The sequence below is a fragment of the Pseudomonas sp. R4-39-08 genome (assembly GCF_003852275.1).
Classification (GTDB): domain Bacteria; phylum Pseudomonadota; class Gammaproteobacteria; order Pseudomonadales; family Pseudomonadaceae; genus Aquipseudomonas.
The window spans coordinates 2,752,351-2,768,822 of sequence record NZ_CP027733.1; the positions used below are offsets into that span (position 1 = coordinate 2,752,351).

At 61.7% G+C, this 16,472-nt stretch carries 14 protein-coding genes; 9 read left to right on the plus strand and 5 right to left on the minus strand.

Annotated features, from left to right (window positions below; translation table 11 throughout):
• Window position 1: 1 nt before the first annotated feature.
• Window positions 2-730 (minus strand): murein L,D-transpeptidase catalytic domain family protein, encoded by a 729-nt coding sequence (locus C4J88_RS12540; protein ID WP_124362691.1) that lies wholly within the window; start codon window positions 728-730, stop codon window positions 2-4.
• A 39-nt stretch (window positions 731-769) separates the two neighbouring features.
• Here C4J88_RS12540 and C4J88_RS12545 point away from each other — a divergent pair, with 39 nt between their 5' ends.
• On the plus strand, window positions 770-2,371 hold the full coding sequence (locus tag C4J88_RS12545) for a murein L,D-transpeptidase (RefSeq protein WP_124407091.1): 1,602 nt from the start codon (window positions 770-772) through the stop codon (window positions 2,369-2,371).
• A 270-nt stretch (window positions 2,372-2,641) separates the two neighbouring features.
• Here C4J88_RS12545 and C4J88_RS12550 read toward each other — a convergent pair whose 3' ends face one another.
• Window positions 2,642-4,033, minus strand: coding sequence for a HAMP domain-containing sensor histidine kinase (locus tag C4J88_RS12550; RefSeq protein ID WP_124407092.1), 1,392 nt, complete (start codon window positions 4,031-4,033; stop codon window positions 2,642-2,644).
• Entirely contained in the window at window positions 4,011-4,694 is a 684-nt protein-coding gene (locus tag C4J88_RS12555) for a response regulator transcription factor (RefSeq protein WP_122539638.1), read from the minus strand. The genes C4J88_RS12550 and C4J88_RS12555 overlap by 23 nt, the downstream gene beginning before the upstream one ends.
• 390 nt (window positions 4,695-5,084) lie before the next feature.
• Between C4J88_RS12555 and C4J88_RS12560 the strand changes: the two genes are divergently transcribed.
• Entirely contained in the window at window positions 5,085-5,990 is a 906-nt protein-coding gene (locus C4J88_RS12560) for a hypothetical protein (protein WP_124362694.1), read from the plus strand.
• A gap of 224 nt (window positions 5,991-6,214) precedes the next feature.
• Here the strand turns inward: C4J88_RS12560 and C4J88_RS12565 are convergent, their stop codons facing one another.
• The gene (locus tag C4J88_RS12565) at window positions 6,215-7,123 is read right to left on the minus strand and encodes a MurR/RpiR family transcriptional regulator (RefSeq protein WP_124362695.1); all 909 of its coding nucleotides are present in this window, start codon (window positions 7,121-7,123) and stop codon (window positions 6,215-6,217) included.
• 82 nt (window positions 7,124-7,205) lie between these two features.
• Complete coding sequence (locus tag C4J88_RS12570; protein ID WP_124407093.1) at window positions 7,206-7,409, minus strand: hypothetical protein; 204 nt, start codon at window positions 7,407-7,409, stop codon at window positions 7,206-7,208.
• Here C4J88_RS12570 and iolC point away from each other — a divergent pair.
• The 7 genes from iolC (at window position 7,408) to C4J88_RS12610 (ending at window position 16,371) form a co-directional block, all read left to right on the plus strand.
• Window positions 7,408-9,345, plus strand: coding sequence for a 5-dehydro-2-deoxygluconokinase (iolC, locus tag C4J88_RS12575; protein WP_124407094.1), 1,938 nt, complete (start codon window positions 7,408-7,410; stop codon window positions 9,343-9,345). The two genes, C4J88_RS12570 and iolC, sit on opposite strands and share 2 nt — an antisense overlap.
• A gap of 171 nt (window positions 9,346-9,516) precedes the next feature.
• Complete coding sequence (gene iolE, locus C4J88_RS12580; protein ID WP_124407095.1) at window positions 9,517-10,404, plus strand: myo-inosose-2 dehydratase; 888 nt, start codon at window positions 9,517-9,519, stop codon at window positions 10,402-10,404.
• A 2-nt stretch (window positions 10,405-10,406) separates the two neighbouring features.
• Window positions 10,407-11,195, plus strand: a complete 789-nt coding sequence (gene iolB / locus C4J88_RS12585; RefSeq protein ID WP_124370588.1) for a 5-deoxy-glucuronate isomerase — start codon at window positions 10,407-10,409, stop codon at window positions 11,193-11,195.
• 26 nt (window positions 11,196-11,221) lie between these two features.
• The gene (locus tag C4J88_RS12590) at window positions 11,222-12,037 is read left to right on the plus strand and encodes a TIM barrel protein (RefSeq protein WP_124407096.1); all 816 of its coding nucleotides are present in this window, start codon (window positions 11,222-11,224) and stop codon (window positions 12,035-12,037) included.
• A gap of 10 nt (window positions 12,038-12,047) precedes the next feature.
• Window positions 12,048-13,979 (plus strand): 3D-(3,5/4)-trihydroxycyclohexane-1,2-dione acylhydrolase (decyclizing), encoded by a 1,932-nt coding sequence (gene iolD, locus C4J88_RS12595; RefSeq protein WP_124407097.1) that lies wholly within the window; start codon window positions 12,048-12,050, stop codon window positions 13,977-13,979.
• Window positions 13,980-13,998: 19 nt separating this feature from the next.
• A complete protein-coding gene (locus C4J88_RS12600; protein WP_124366904.1) occupies window positions 13,999-15,009 on the plus strand; it encodes a Gfo/Idh/MocA family protein in 1,011 nt (336 codons plus the stop codon).
• A gap of 333 nt (window positions 15,010-15,342) precedes the next feature.
• Complete coding sequence (locus C4J88_RS12610) at window positions 15,343-16,371, plus strand: Gfo/Idh/MocA family oxidoreductase (protein ID WP_124404073.1); 1,029 nt, start codon at window positions 15,343-15,345, stop codon at window positions 16,369-16,371.
• Window positions 16,372-16,472: the final 101 nt, after the last annotated feature.

Below are 16,472 nucleotides of genomic sequence, written 5' to 3' on the forward strand. Positions count from 1 at the left end.
GCTATCCGCCACGGATTGTACGACTACTCGCCACCTGTTGGGGTTTGCAATTGAGATAGGTCGAAGACTTCAACCAGCGCTGGTCGGGGTACCAGGAGAACATGAACTGCCCGTCCTTGAGCTTGTCCACCACTTGGCGCGCGACTTGCGGGCGCACCGCCGGGCAGCCCTGGCTGCGGCCGATACGGCCTTCGCGCTTGCTCCACAACGGGCTGACGTAGTCTGCGGCATGAATCACAATGGCGCGGTCGCGGGCCAGGTCATTGAAACCGGGCTCCAGGCCGTCCATGCGCAGCGAGTAGCCGTGGGTGCCGAGGTAACTTTCCTGGGTGCGGAACAGGCCCAGGCTGGACTGGTGGCTGCCTTCGAGATTGGAGAACGCGGTGGCGAAGTTTTCCCCGGATTTGGCACCGTGGGCCACCAGGTCGCGCAGGACCAAGGTTTTTTTGCGCAGATCGAAGATCCACAGCCGACGGGCGGTCGAGGGCTGGGAGTAGTCAATCACTGCCAGGCGATCGGAACGTTCCTCGCCATTACTGACCGCGCACTGCACCGCGTTCAAGGCGCTTTTGAGCACGATGGGATTGAGTTCTGGAGCCGAGCGCGCCAGGCTGCTATACAAAGAAGGAGGGGGGCCATTGGCGGCGAGCGCAACATTGCTCAGTAACGCCAGGCTCCCGGTGATCAAGCCCAGTTTGGTGATACCGAGCCGGCGGATAAAAGTCAGCATCTACAGTCGATTCCCCGCTGTGGAGTGGAGCTAAGTCAATTGTTCAAAAAACACGCATGTTACTTGAGCATTTGCCTGCTCGTTACACCACTGGTCGCCACAGCCGAAGCGCTGCCGGTGGAACCGCTGCCGGTCACGACGCCTGCCCCGGTTGAGCTGGCACCGCTGCAACAGGCGCTGGCGCAGTTGCCCAGTGTCTGTCCCCAGCTCGCGCCGCGTATCGATGCCACCGCGCAATTGCGTCTGCAAGCCTTTTACCAGCAGCAGGGCGACACGCCGCTGTGGTCGGATGATGCGCGCCGGCAAGCCTTGCACAGCCAATTGCTGATGCTGGCCGACGACGGCCTGGACCCCACCCACTATAGCTTGCCCAGCGCAGATGCCACGGCCAACGTGCTGTGCAGCGATATCGCAGTCAGTCAGCAGTACCTGCAAGCCCTGCAGGACTTGCATTACGGGCGTCTGCAGCAGTCGCGCTTCGAACCGCTGTGGCACGCCCAACCGCCGGCCGTCGATCCAAACACCGCGTTGCTTGCCTTCGCCGCCACCGGCCTGCAGGACATGGCCCAGGCGTTCGACCAGGCGCGGCCCAGCGCGGATTTGTATCGCAGCTTGCGTAATGCCTATTCCAGCGTGCGCCAGCAGCCGTTGCCGCATTGGGAGGCGGTCGGCGACGGGCCGCTGTTGCGCCCCGGCATGGAAGACCCACGGGTGCCGGAACTGGCGCGTCGGCTCTACAGCGGCGGTTACCTGACCCAGGAACCCAAGGGCAGCGCCAAGCAGTACCGCGCCGAACTGGTCGCTGCGGTCAAGGCCTTCCAGCTCAGCCATTCCTTGCAGTCCGACGGGGTGATCGGCGCCGGCACCGTGGCCGAACTCAATATCAGTCCGGCGATGCGCCGCGACCAGTTGCGCATCAACCTCGAGCGGTTCCGCTGGCTGGCCCAGGACCTGGAGCCCGAAGGCGTGGTGGTCAACGTCGCGGCCGCGCAACTGAGCGTGTACCAGAGCGGCATTCCGGTGTGGCAAACCCGCCTGCAAGTGGGCCGCGCCGAGCGCCAGACGCCGTTGCTCAAGTCGCGTATCACGCGGTTGACCCTCAACCCCACGTGGACCATTCCACCTACCATCATGCGCGAGGACAAGCTGCCGGCCATCCGCCTCAACCCGGAATATCTGCGCCAGCAGAACCTGCAAGTGCTCGACGCCGAAGGGCACCCGCTGGCGCCCGAGCAGGTCGACTGGGCGCAACCCGGCAATATTTTGCTGCGCCAGGAGGCGGGGCCGCGTAACCCGTTGGGCAAGATCGTGATGCGCTTTCCCAACCCGTATTCGGTGTACCTGCACGACACGCCGAGCCAGCCGCTGTTTACCAAGGGGCCACGGGCGTTCAGCTCGGGGTGCGTGCGCGTTGAGCAACCGTTGTTATTGCGCGACCTGCTGGTCAGCCCGGCCGAGCGCACGCGCACCGACGAGTTGCTGGCCACCGGCGTGACCCATGAATTCAGGCTGGCCACGCCGGTACCGGTGCTGCTGGGCTATTGGACGGTGGAAGTGGATCGCCAGGGCAGTCTGGTGTACGCGCCGGATATCTACGCGCGCGACCCGGTGTTGATCAAGGCGATGGGGGCTGTGCTGTAGGACTGAATGGCTTGGCAGCAATGTGGAAAAGGGCTTGTGTGGGAGGGGGCAAGCCCTAATGCCAGTCAGTTAAGGCTTTTTGTAGGAACGAGGCGGGCGGCTAGCCCTTGCTCGCGAAAAACTCACAGGCACCGCGTTCATTCAGAAAGCACGCGTTATCGTTGACGTTTTTCGCGAGCAAGCTCGCTCCTACAGACGGCGGTGTACGCTTAACTGACTGGCATTAGGGCAAGCCCCCTCCCACATTGGATCGGCGTGCGTTCACAGGATTTATTCAGGCATCAACTGCTGGCGGCATTCCAGTACAAGCCGTGCGCCGCCCAGTTCGCTGGTGCCGACCTCCAGCTTGAAGCCGTGCAGGTTGATGATCGCCGCGACAATCGACAGGCCCAGGCCAAAACCGCCTTGCTGATCACTTTCATCGACCCGGTAAAAGCGCTGGAACACCGACGCGCGTTCGGCGGCCGGAATGCCCGGCCCGGAGTCGAGGACGTCGATCCGCGTGCTGCCCAGGTCATTGACCGCACGCAGGATCACCTTGCCTTGGGGCGGGGTGAATTTGATCGAATTGCTCAGCAGGTTGGCCAGGGCCTCGAACAACAGGGCGCGGTCGCCGGTAATCCAGGGTAGTGAGTCCGGGGTCTGCAGCACCAGTTCCAACTCACCTTCTTCTGCCAGGGGCAGGTAGAAGTCGTGCAGTTCGCGTAACAGCAGCAGTGGGTCCATCAGCAAAAAACCTGAACGACGCTGGTGGTCTTCCAGTTCGGAAATGCGCAGTAATCCGCGAAAACGTGCCATCAGCGTGTCGGTTTCGGCAATCGCGTCATCGAGTTTCACCGCATGGGCCGAGTCTTCCTCCGCTTGCTGCTTGATGCGGTACAGCTGCGCGCGCAGGCGCGTCAGCGGGGTGCGCAAATCGTGGGCGATGTTGTCGCACACGCCCTTGACCTCGTTCATCAGTTTTTCGATGCGGTCGAGCATGGCATTGACGATGGCCGCGAGCATATCCAGCTCGTCGCGCCGGTCGGACAGGGGCAGGCGGTGCGTCAAGTCGCCGGCGACGATGGCTTCGGCGCTGGCCTGGATCCCGCGAATGCGGCGCAGCGGACGCCGACGCAGCAGGTGCCAGCCGGCGGCGCCAGGGATGATGGTCAATGACACGGCCCACAGCAGGGCATGCCAGATGATCCGGGTCACCCCGAACAACGAACCGTTGGCGCGCACCAGCACCAGCCAACGGCCGTCTTCGGTGTGGGTGGCCACGGCGTCGCAGCTGTCCTTGGGCAGTTTCGGGTCATCGGAGTCGACGCAGTTGGCCAGGGCGTGGATCTTGCCATCCAGGGGCAGGTCGGGCGGTACGGCGCGGATCGGCCCGCTCAAGGGACGAAACTGCTCGTCGAACAGGCCATAGGCATCCACGCCCTTCATATCGAAGGTCATGCTGGTGGTCAGTGCGTCGACCAGTTCTTCTCCGTCGAAATGCTGGAACAAATGCTGGCGCTGCATCAGCGAATGGCGCGACAGGTCGCTCAGATACCCCGACACCTCGTAATACAGCACCCCCATGAGGATGCAGCTCCACGCCACGAACAGCGAGCTGTACAGCGCCAGCAAGCGGCTGCTGGAAGAGCGCCAGCCCTTAGAGGGGTTCAGCAATGACATAGCCCGAGCCTCGTACCGTGCGGATCAGCGGCGGCAGGCCCGGTGGGTCGATTTTCTTGCGCAGGCGACCTATGTGCACGTCGATCAGGTTGGTGCCGGGGTCGAAGTGATAGCCCCAGACTTCCTCGAAGATCATCATCCGCGACAGGATCTGCCCGGTGTTGCGCATCAGGAATTCGAGCAACTTGTACTCGGTGGGCAGCAGGCTCAGCGGCTGCTCGGCGCGGCTGGCTTCGCGGCTGATCAGGTTCAATTCGAGGTCGGCCACGCGCAGCGCGGTTTCGAATTCCTTGACAGTGCTTTTACGCCGCAGCAGTACCTCGACGCGGGCGGCCATTTCATCGGACGCGAAGGGCTTGGTCAGGTAGTCATCGCCGCCGGCGCGCAGTCCGCGCACGCGTTCGTCGACGTCGGAGAGGGCGCTGATCATCAGGATCGGCGTCGACACCCCGATGGTGCGCAGGGTGGTGACGATGGCCAGGCCATCCAGTTCGGGCAACATGCGGTCGAGGGTGATCAGATCGTAATCACCACTCACGGCTCGGACCAGGCCTTCGCGGCCATTGTCCACCCAGTCTACGTCCAGTCCATGGCTACTCAGCTCGGCGACGATCTCGCGGGCCGTTACGGCGTCATCCTCGATGGTCAAAATGCGGGTCATAGGATTACCTGGTGAGCGTTCACACTAGAAGTGCGGACATTTTGCCAAGAAGTAGCTGAATGTTTCCTAAATAAAACTTCATCTACCCAAAACCGGTACTTCCAAGCCTTGCCCAATTCAGTGTGGGAGGGGGCTTGCTCCCGATAGCGGTGGGTCATTCTGTCAATGCTTAACTGATACACCGCTATCGGGAGCAAGCCCTCTCCCACAGAGAATGCATAACGCCCGCTCTCTATAGGCAATTCTTGCAACTTGCATGACTTTAGGAAGTTCAATTTAGTTAACTTGCTGAAATATAAGGATTTTATTTTTTGTTTGCGCTGGCACGCTGCCTGCACTGTCCTTTTTGAGACTTGTAACACTATTTTTCATGCCTGGAGCAAAACAACAATGATCACATCCTCATCCACGCTGCAAGAGTCGAGCGCGCTCTCCGGGGTTTCCTGGGGGGCGATTTTTGCTGGTGCCGCTGCGGCGGCTGCGCTGTCCTTGATCCTGGTGCTGCTGGGCTTCGGCCTGGGCTTTTCGGCGGTATCGCCGTGGGCCGACAGCGGCATGAGTGCCAAGGGGCTTGGCATTTCCACGATTGTCTGGCTGGCTTTCACCCAAATCGTCGCGTCGGGCCTGGGCGGCTATATTGCCGGCCGGTTGCGCGTGAAGTGGGCCAATATGCATGGCGATGAAGTGTACTTTCGCGACACCGCTCATGGGTTCCTGGCCTGGGCAGTGGCGACGCTGATCACCGCGATGCTGGTGGTCGGTTCGGTCAGCAGTGTGGTCAGCGGCGGCGTGAAAGCCGGTGCCAGCGTTGCCTCGGGTGCCGCCAGCAGCATGACTCAAGCCGCCGGCAACGCAGCAAAAGGCGCACACAGCGGTGATTTCGGCTACTACGTCGACAGCCTGTTCCGCGACGATCGCCCTGCAGCTGTCAGCGATGACGCCGCCCATGCCGTGGTCGGTCGCATCTTCGCTCGTACCCTGAGCAATGATGGCCAACTCGCACCGGAAGACCGTACCTACCTGGCCCAGTTGATCAGCCAGCGCACCAACCTCAGCCAGGCCGATGCCGAAGCGCGTATCGACAAGGTGTATGGCGATGCCCGCAAAGCCATCGAAGATGCCAAGGTCAAAGCCAAGCAAGCCGCTGACACAGCCGCCAAAGTGGCTGCCTACACATCGCTGTGGACCTTCGTTGCCCTGCTGATCGGCGCGTTCTTCGCCAGCTTCGCCGCCACCTTCGGCGGTCGCCGCCGCGATGCTGTGGTGTACGTCGAAACCGAAACCTACGTTCGTTAATTCAAGGAGAACATGATGCGCTCATTACTGCTGTGGTTCCTCGGCATTCCAATTCCGTTGATCATCCTGATCGCAATTTTCATGCACTAAACCCGAGCATTACTCGGTCCCATGTGGGAGGGGGCTTGCTCCCGATGGCGGTGGAACAGTCGATGCTGCAAGCGACTGACACACCGCCATCGGGAGCAAGCCCCCTCCCACATTTGGTTTGCGGTGAGCCCGCTTCAGTCGTCGAACCCGACTTGCTCGTGAATCTCATCCACCTTCAGTTCCAAGCGATACGCCACCGCAATGAACAATGCCTGGCACAGGCACAACGTTGCGCTCAGTGAGCGGAAGGCGAACGACGAGCCTTCATTGACCAATAACACCGCGTTTGCCCGCTTGGCCAGGGGCGACAGGTTGCTGTCGGTGATGATCAGGGTCTTGGCCTGATGATGCTGGGCGATGCGCAGGCAGTGCTGGGTCTCTTTGCCGTAGGGCGTGAAGCTGATGGCGATGACCAAGTCATTGGCGCGCACGCTGCGCATCTGTTCGCGGTAGCTGCCGCCCAGGCCCGAGATCAGGTGGATACGCTTGTTGGTGTGCTGCAGGTTGTAAACCAGGTAATCGGCCACCGCGAATGAGCGGCGCACGCCGACCACGTAGATATTGTCGGCATTCACCACCAGGTCGACGGCCTTGTCGAAGGCCACGTCGTCGAGTTCCATCCCCAGGCGTTCGATGCCCGACAGCGTCGCGTTGACGCATTCACGCGCCAGGTCGCCGCCGCTGGCCTTCTGCGACTTGTTGGCGATCATGCTGCGGATGCGCTGCTGGTAGTTCTGCACCGGGGTGGTCTTGTGGGTATACGCCTCGCGAAACAGCGCCTGCATCTCGCTGAACCCGCTGAACCCGAACCGCTGGGAGAAGCGCACGATGGCCGAGGGATGCACTTCGCATTCACGGGCGATGTCGCTGATGCGGTCGACCATGATCCGGTCGCTCTGCTGGCTCATGTAGCTGGCGATGCGCTTGAGTTGGCGCGGCAGGCTTTCGTATTCGTCGGTGATCAGCTGCAACAGGCGTTCGGCATTGATCGGAGGGCTGGCGATCGTATCTTCCAGGTGGGTCTCGGGATCGGTGCGGGACATGGGCAATCCTTCTGGCGTGTTCGTCTGGTGCGCTGATGGGTGGCGCAAGTCTACAGGGTAGGCGCAAAAAAATACCTCGGCATCAAGGCCCGCCTGGGCTGCTGAAACGATGCACGACGGCTGCCGCAGCATTATGCTGGCTTATTGGAAAAAATATTCCACTAAAAATAATTATGGAATAAATATTGATTGCGACCGCCGGACGTTCTAGTCTGCTCCCACCAAGAGCGTTTGCCGTCGCCACGGCGGCACAACGCAGGCTGATAAAAATAACAGGAGCCAGCATGGGCCAGACTCGTTTTGCCAGTGGGCGTCAATTGGATCTGATTTGCCTCGGACGCCTGGGCGTCGACCTCTATGCGCAGCAAGTGGGGGCGCGGCTTGAGGATGTGACCAGCTTCGCCAAATACCTCGGCGGTTCTTCCGCCAATATCGCCTTCGGCACCGCACGGCTGGGGCTCAAGTCGGCCATGCTCAGCCGCGTGGGCGACGACCACATGGGCCGCTTCCTCCTGGAATCCCTGGCCCGTGAAGGCTGCGACGTCAGCGCGGTCAAGGTCGACCCGGAGCGCCTCACCGCCTTGGTGCTGCTCGGCCTCAAGGACCGCGAAACCTTTCCCCTGGTGTTCTACCGCGAAAACTGCGCCGACATGGCCCTGCGCGCCGAAGACATCAGCGAAGCCCTCATTGCTTCCAGCAAGGCGCTGCTGATCACCGGCACGCATTTCTCTACCGATGGCGTGTACAAGGCCAGCATTCAGGCGCTGGATTACGCGGCCCGGCACAACGTCAAGCGCGTGCTCGACATCGATTACCGCCCGGTATTGTGGGGCTTGGCCGGCAAGGCTGATGGCGAGACCCGTTTCGTCGCCGACCAGCAGGTCAGCGAGCATGTACAGAAGATCCTGCCGCGCTTCGACCTGATCGTCGGCACCGAAGAAGAATTCCTGATCGCCGGCGGCAGTCAAGACTTGCTCATCGCACTGCGCAAAGTGCGTGAACTGACCCCCGCCACCCTGGTGGTCAAGCTCGGCCCACAGGGCTGCACGGTGATCCATGGCGCTATCCCGGAGCGCCTGGAAGATGGGGCGATCTACCCCGGCGTGCGCGTGGAAGTGCTCAATGTGTTGGGCGCCGGCGATGCGTTTATGTCGGGCTTCCTCAGTGGCTGGCTCAACGACGCAACCGATGAGCGTTGCAGCCAGTTGGCCAATGCCTGCGGCGGCCTGGTGGTGTCGCGCCACGCCTGCGCGCCGGCCATGCCCACACCTGTCGAGTTGGAATACCTGTTCAACAGCCCGGTGCCGATTACCCGGCCGGACCAGGACGCGACCCTGCAACGCCTGCATCGCGTCAGCGTGCCGCGCAAAACCTGGAAGCAACTGTTCGTGTTCGCCTTCGACCACCGCTGGCAGCTGGTGGACCTGGCTCAACGCGGCGGCCAGGATCTGGCGCGCATCAGTGATGCCAAGCAACTGTTTATTCAGGCCATCGAACGCGTCGAGAAAAAACTGGCTGATCAAGGCATTGAAGCCGACGTCGGCCTGCTCGCCGACCAGCGCTTCGGCCAGGACGCGCTCAACGCGGCCAGCGGCCGCGGCTGGTGGATCGCCCGCCCGGTGGAAGTGCAGAACTCGCGGCCCTTGGCGTTCGAGCATGGCCGCTCCATCGGCAGCAACCTGATCGCCTGGCCTCAGGAACAGATCATCAAGTGCCTGGTGCAATTTCATCCCGATGACGCGCCGCTGCTGCGCCTGGAACAGGAAGCGCAGCTCAAGGCGGTGTACGAGGCGTCGATTGTCAGCGGGCATGAACTGCTGCTGGAGGTCATCCCGCCCAAGGATCACCCCTCGACCTATCCTGACGTGCTCTACCGCAGCCTCAAGCGCCTGTACAACCTGGGCATCTACCCGGCGTGGTGGAAGATCGAGGCGCAATCGGCCGAGGACTGGAAAAAGCTCGACGAACTGATCGAAGAACGTGACCCGTACTGCCGGGGCGTGGTGCTGTTGGGCCTGAACGCCTCGGCCGAATGCCTCGCCGATGGCTTCCGGCAAGCCAGCCAGAGTACAACCTGCCGAGGGTTTGCCGTGGGCCGCACGATCTTCCAGGAACCGAGCCGCGCGTGGATGGCGGGAGAGATCGATGATGAGGTTCTGATTCAGCAAGTCCAGGCCACGTTCGAACAGCTCATCAACGCCTGGCGCAGTGCCCGAACCTGATCACAGGTCTAAATGTGCAATGCAACTCCAATGTGGGAGGGGGCTTGCTCCCGATAGCGATAGTTCAGTTACAGAAGTGTTGCCTGACACTCCGCTATCGGGAGCAAGCCCCCTCCCACATAAAGCAGAAAGCAGATCTCAGTGATACCTGAAAACAATAAAGGTGCAGCCATGCCCGCAATCCGAATTGGCATCAACCCGATCTCCTGGAGCAACGACGACCTGCCGGCCCTCGGCGGTGAAACGCCGCTGAGCACCGCCTTGAGCGAAGGCAAGGAAATCGGCTACGAAGGTTTTGAACTCAACGGCAAATTCCCCAAGGACGCCAAAGGTGTCGCCGACGTACTGCGCCCCTACGACCTGGCGCTGGTGTCCGGCTGGTATTCCAGCCGCCTGGCGCGTCGTTCGGTGGCTGAAGAAATCGAGGCCATCGCCGGCCACGTCGAGTTGCTCAAACAGAACGGCGCGAGCGTATTGGTGTATGGCGAAGTGGCCGATTCGATCCAGGGTTCGCGCATCCGTTTGATCGAGCGCCCGCGTTTTCACAGTGAACAGGCGTGGCAGGCCTATGCCGACAAACTCACCGAACTGGCGCGGTTCACCCTGTCCCAGGGCGTGCGCCTGGCCTACCACCACCATATGGGCGCCTATGTCGAATCCCCCGAGGATATCGATCAGTTGATGGCACGCACCGGCCCGGAAGTCGGCCTGCTGTTCGATTCGGGCCACTGCTACATGGGCGGCGGCGAACCCCTTGAGGTGCTGCGCAAACACATCGAGCGCATCTGCCATGTGCATTTCAAGGACGTGCGCAAACCCGTGGTGCAGCTGGCGCGCAACCAAATGTGGAGCTTTCCCGACTGCATCGTCAACGGCACCTTCACCGTACCCGGCGATGGCGATATCGACTTTGCCGAATTGCTCGATGTGCTGTTGGCCGCCAACTACGCCGGCTGGCTGGTGGTCGAGGCCGAGCAGGACCCGGCCGTGGCGCCCAGCTACATCTATGCAAAAAAGGGCTATGACACCTTGCGTGCGCTGCTCAACGAGAGGACTTAACCATGAGCTTGCTGGTCAAGAGCAATAAACGTGGGCAGACGATGGTCGCCCTGGAAGCCGGGCGCCTGGAGTATGTGGGCTTTAGCGCCTACCGCCTGAGCCTGGGCGAAACCCTGCCGGTAAGCGCCGGTGATAAGGAGCTATGCCTGGTGCTGCTCAGCGGCCGGGTGAATATCGAAGGCGAGGGCTTCGACTGGCAGAACCTGGGGGACCGTCAATCGGTGTTCGAGGACAAATCCCCGTTCGCCGCCTACCTGCCGCCGGGCACCCAGGCCCAGGTCAGCGCCTTGAGTGACGTGCAGATCGCTGTCTGCGCCGCGCCCGGTGCGAGCGGTTACACACCGCGCCTGATCCGCCCGGAGCAGTGCAAGCGCAGCGTGCGTGGCAAGGGCGCCAACACCCGCTACGTGTGCGACATCCTGCCCGACAGCGAGCCGGCGCATTCGCTGCTGGTGGTGGAAGTGCGCACGCCGTCCGGGCATTCGTCGAGCTACCCGCCGCACAAGCACGACCTTGATGACCTGCCGCACCAGAGCTTTCTGGAAGAAACCTACTACCACCAGGTCAACCCGCCCCAGGGCTTCGTGTTCCAGCGGGTGTACACCGACGATCGCAGTATCGACCAGGCCATGGCCGTGGAAAACAGTGACCTGGTGGTGGTGCCCAAGGGCTATCACCCGGTCAGCGTGCCGTACGGCTACGAGTCGTATTACCTGAATGTCATGGCCGGCCCCAAGCGTGCCTGGCACTTCCATAACGACCCGCAGCACAGTTGGCTGCTGGACCTCTGAACGGTTTTGCACGGAGAACAACAACAATGAAGTCGCCGTTACGTTTTGCCCTTAACCGCATGGTCGCCCCCAACCTGTCCCTGCCGGATTTCATCCAGTTGGCCGTGGCCTTGAAGTGCGACGCCATCGAGATCCGCAATGACCTCAAGGACCGCCAGATCGAATACGGCGCCCCGGCCAGCCGCGTGCGCCAATTGTGCGCGGCCCAGGGCATTAAGGTGCTGTCGATCAACGCGCTGTACCCCTTTGATGTGTGGAATGACCAGCGCCGGGCCCAAGCGATCGAGCTGGCTACCTATGCCCGGGAATGTGGCGCCCAAGGCCTGGTGATGTGCCCGTTCAACGAGCCCGGCGACAGCCGCAACGAAGCCCAGCGCGCCGCCGGTTTGCGCACGGCGTTAAGCGAGTTGGCGCCGATCCTGCGCGAGCACGGGATTCTCGGTTTTATCGAACCGCTGGGCTTCGAAGAATGCGCCATGCGCCGCAAGCGCGTAGCGGTAGACGCGATCCAGTCCATCGGCGGCCTGGATGTGTTCCGCCTGGTGCACGACACCTTCCATCATCACTTGGCCGGCGAGCACGAGTTCTTCCCTGAGCTGACCGGGCTGGTGCACATCTCCGGCGTGGAAGATGCCGAGGCGCCGCTCAATTCGATCCGCGACGGCCACCGCGTACTGGTGGGCGAGGGCGACATCCTCGGTAATGCCGCGCAGATCGACACCTTGCTCAGCACTGGCTACAGCGGCTACCTGTCGTTCGAGCCGTTTGCCACAAGCGTGCATGAGCTGGCGGATATCCAGCAGGCCTTGGGGGCAAGCATCGCCCACCTGCAAAAACGTTAAGGGGCGCGACATGACCACAACCCGACTGACCATGGCCCAGGCCCTGGTGAAGTTCCTGGATAACCAATACATCGAAGTCGATGGCGTGCAGAGCAAATTCGTCGCCGGGGTGTTCACGATATTCGGCCACGGCAATGTGCTGGGCCTGGGCCAGGCGCTGGAGCAGGACAGCGGCGACCTGGTGGTGCATCAGGGCCGTAACGAGCAGGGCATGGCCCACGCTGCCATCGGTTTCGCCAAGCAGCACCTGCGGCGCAAGATCTACGCGTGTACCGCATCGGTCGGGCCCGGCGCGGCAAATATGCTCACCGCTGCGGCGACCGCGACGGCCAACCGTATTCCGTTGCTGCTGTTGCCGGGCGATGTCTATGCCAGCCGTCAACCGGACCCGGTGCTGCAACAGGTCGAACAGTTCCACGACTTGAGCATCAGTACCAACGATGCGTTCCGCTGCGTGAGCAAATACTGGGACCGTATCAACCGCCCCGAGCAGCTGATGACGGCGGCGATCCAGGCCATGCGCGTGCTCACCGACCCCGCCGAAACCGGCGCGGTGACCCTGGCGCTGCCCCAGGACGTGCAGGCCGAAGCCTGGGACTATCCCGACTACTTCCTGCAAAAGCGCGTGCACCGTATCGAACGTCGCCCAGCCACCGCCGCGATGCTTGGCGATGCGCTGGCGGCCTTCAGCGGCAAGCGCAAGCCGCTGATCATCTGCGGTGGCGGGGTTAAATACTCCGGCGCGAATGCCGCGTTGCAGGCCTTCGCCGAGCGCTTCGATATTCCCTTCGCCGAAACCCAGGCGGGCAAGAGCGCAGTGGTGTCCAGCCACCCGCTGAACGTTGGCGGCATTGGTGAGACCGGCTGCCTGGCGGCCAACCTGCTGGCACCCGAGGCGGATCTGATCATCGGCATCGGCACCCGTTATACCGACTTCACCACGTCGTCCAAATCGCTGTTCAAGCACGCCGAGGTAAAGTTTCTCAACCTTAATATCTGCCCCGGCGATGCGTTGAAACTCGACGGCGTGCAAGTGCTGGCCGACGCCAAGGTTGCCCTCGAAGCGTTGGCCGATGCCCTCGGTGATTACCGTTCCGGCTGGGGCGAGCAGATTGCTGACGCCAAGGCGCAGTTGGATGCCGAAGTGGAGCGCGTGCATCAGGTCGAATACCACGGTGATGACTTCGTCCCCGAAGTCGACGACCACCTGGACCGCGCGGTACTGCGCGAATTCATCGAGCTGACCGGCTCATGCCTGACCCAAAGCCGAGTGCTCGGCGTGCTCAATGCGACGCTCGCCGATGACGCAATCATCGTCGCCGCCGCCGGCAGCCTGCCTGGCGACCTGCAGCGCGCCTGGCGCAGCAAGGGCGTCAACACTTACCACGTCGAATACGGTTATTCGTGCATGGGCTACGAGATCAACGCCGCCCTAGGTGTGAAGCTGGCCGAGCCGAGCAAAGAGGTGTACGCGCTGGTCGGCGATGGCTCCTACATGATGCTGCATTCGGAGTTGGCCACCTCGATCCAGGAGCGCCGCAAGATCAACGTGGTGCTGCTCGACAACATGGCCTTCGGTTGCATCAACAACCTGCAGATCGGCAACGGCATGGACAGCTTCGGCACCGAGTTCCGCTATCGCAACCCCGAGAGCGGCAAGCTCGACGGCGGCCTGGTACCGGTGGATTTCGCCATGAGCGCGGCGGCTTACGGCTGCAAGACCTACAAGGTCAGCAGCGTGGAACAGCTTGAAGCGGCTCTGGCCGATGCGCGTACTCAAACCGTGTCAACCCTGATCGATATCAAGGTACTGCCCAAGACCATGGTCCATGGCTACCTGTCGTGGTGGCGGGTGGGCGTGGCGCAGGTGTCCACCAGCGAACGCACCAACGCCGCCGCGAAAAAACTCAATGAACACCTGGCCAAGGCCCGGCAGTACTAATAACAAGAGGAGTGTTTGTATGTCGTTGAAGCTTGGAGTGATCGGTACCGGTGCCATCGGCCGTGACCATATTCGTCGTTGCAGCCAGACCCTGCTCAATAGCCAGGTGGTGGCGGTCACCGATATCAACCTGGAACAGGCGGCCAAGGTGGTGGCCGAGTTGAAGCTGGACGCCGAGGTATACCCGGACGGCCACGCGCTGATCAACTCGCCGCAGGTGCAAGCCATACTGGTGACCTCGTGGGGGCCGAGCCATGAGGAGTTCGTGCTCGCCGCCATCGCTGCGGGTAAACCGGTGTTCTGCGAGAAACCCCTGGCCGTCACCGCTGAAGGCTGCCGCAAAATCGTCGAAGCCGAAGTCGCCCACGGCAAACGCCTGGTGCAAGTCGGGTTCATGCGCCCCTACGACGAAGGTTATCGCGCCTTGAAGGCCGTGATCGACAGCGGCCAGATCGGCGAGCCGCTGATGCTGCACTGCGCGCATCGCAACCCGACGGTGGGCGAAAACTACAAGACCGACATGGCGATTACCGACACCCTGATTCACGAACTGGATGTACTGCGTTGGCTGCTCAACGACGACTACGTCTCTGTGCAGGTGGTGTTCCCGCGCAAGACCAGCAAAGCCCTGGCCCACCTGCGCGACCCGCAGATCGTGCTGCTGGAAACCGCCAAGGGCACGCGCATCGACGTCGAAGTGTTCGTCAACTGCCAGTATGGCTACGACATTCAGTGCGAAGTGGTGGGGGAGAGCGGCATCGCCAAATTGCCCGAGCCTTCCCAGGTGCAACTGCGCAGCGAGGCCAAGCTGTCGAATGCGATTCTGATGGATTGGAAGGACCGGTTTATCGGCGCCTATGACGTGGAATTGCAGGCGTTCATTGACAGCGTGCGGGCCGGGCAGGTGGGCGGGCCGTCGGCGTGGGATGGCTATGCCGCAGCGGTGGCGGCGGATGCGTGTATTGAAGCGCAGGGCAGTGGGCAGATTGTAAAAGTCAGCCTGCCGGATCGCCCGCATTTCTACGGCTGATCACAATTTCACAGGTGCAACCGGGTCAATGTGGGAGGGGGCTTGCTCCCGATGGCGGTGTGTCAGTTGGCAAATCAGGTGACTGATCCACTGTCATCGGGGGCAAGCCCTAATGCCAGTCAGTTAAGGACGAACACTGTACCTGTGGCGAGGGAGCTTGCTCCCGCTGGGCCGCGAAGCGGCCCCAAAAATGGGACTGCTGCGCAGTCCAGCGGGAGCAAGCTCCCTCGCCACAGGTTACTTTTTACCCTTTCTACTTCTTAACTGACTGGCATTAGGGCAAGCCCCCTCCCACATTTGATTCGGTTTCCACTTCAAGTAAGGAGTGACTTCATGCGAATCGGACTGGTCGGCTACGGCCATGGAGGGCGCTTTTTTCATGCGCCACTGATTGCAACATTGCCGGGCGCCACGTTTGTGGGGGTGGTGACCCGTTCACCCGAGCGGCGTCAGCAACTGAATACCGATCTGCCAGGGGTCAAGGCCTTCGACAGCATCGGCCAGATCGTCGAAGCCGGCGTCGATGCCCTGGTCATCTCCACCACCCTCAAGGGCCGCCCGGCCCTAGTGCTGGAAGCCATCGAACATGGCGTGGCGGTGGTCAGCGATAAGCCTTTCGCCGCCAACGCCGAGCAGGCCCAGGCCTTGATCACCGCCGCTGAACGCCAAGGTACGCTGCTCAGCGTCTATCAGAACCGACGTTGGGATTCGGATTACCTGACCCTGCGCAAACTCATCGATGCCGGTGCCTTGGGTGAGATCACCCGTTTCGAGTCCCGTGTCGAACGCTACAGCCCGCAGGCAGTGGGCAATGCCAGCGGCGGCGGCTGGTTGCGCGACCTCGGCAGCCACTTGGTGGACCAGGCCCTGCAATTGTTCGGCCCGGTGGACAAGGTATTCGCGCAATTGCAATTCACCCCTGAGCACCCCAACGTCGATCACGGCTTCTTCGTGTCCCTGACCCACGCCAACGGAGTGGTCTCCCATTTGTGGGGCAACGCCCTGCAGAACTGCCAGGCCCCGCGTTTTCGCGTCAGCGGCACCTTGGGTTGTTACACCGTTGACGGGCTGGATGGTCAGGAAGAAGCACTGATGGCCGGCAAGTCGCCGAAAACCGAAGGCGAGCACTGGGGCGCAGAAGAACATCGACGCTGGGGCTGGTTCGAACAGGGGCCGGAACGCGAGCGAGTGCCCTCTGAAAAAGGCTGCTGGACCCAGTTCTATCGGCAGTTGCAAACGGCGGTGCAAGGCCAGGGCCCATTGCCCGTGGACGCCTATGACGCGTTGGAAACCACCCGTATATTGGACGCCGCACGCCTCAGCGCCGAGCGCCAGCAGGTGGTTTCAACAAAAATAGAATAAAATTCTAAAACAGGTTGATATGGAAATTATTTTCCAATAAAGTCTTTTCCAGGTTGCATAAAGTACGTCTTGGGCTCGACCCCGGCGACTCAACAAAAACA